Here is a 464-nt window from a genome sequence, read left to right on the forward strand (position 1 = left end):
GCTCATCATTGTGCACCCACATGACGGGAGCACCATGCCAGACCAGATAGATGTGATTGAATCCCGCCCCGGCGAAGCCCTTGATCCACGCAGCCATTGCCGTTGAGAAGCCATGAATCGCAATTCGGTCAACACCGGCCTGTTGGAACAGCTTGGCGACGCCCTCGATATCGAGAGCAGAAGGTCGATCCGTGGCAGATACTGCCAACTTATGCCCCGGCAGCGCGCCCGCTGCTGCCCGGATTCCAAACCATTCCTGATGCATGACGTGGCAGACCCGCTCATGCCCACTCAACTCCTGGGCAAACCGCGTATCGCGAGGAGCGTCAAACTGGAACAGGTGCGATGGCATGACCGGGAGGTTGGGCTCTGCGTTCCGAAGGTCAGACGTAGCGTACGCGGGCTCCTCGTGATCCGTGGACATCAAGGCGCTCAAGCGCTCGCGCAGACCAAGCTGCCATTGA

The 464-nt window shown here is 59.9% G+C and carries 1 protein-coding gene; it reads right to left on the bottom strand.

Features of this window, described 5'->3' with window-relative positions; all coding sequences use genetic code 11:
• Nucleotides 1–265 (bottom strand): hypothetical protein (locus KVS69_RS18790; RefSeq protein ID WP_217539490.1); only part of this gene is annotated, 265 nt, incomplete at its 3' end.
• Nucleotides 266–464: the final 199 nt, after the last annotated feature.

This window comes from Stenotrophomonas sp. GbtcB23 (genome assembly GCF_019091045.1).
GTDB classification, from domain to species: Bacteria; Pseudomonadota; Gammaproteobacteria; order Xanthomonadales; family Xanthomonadaceae; genus Stenotrophomonas; species Stenotrophomonas rhizophila_A.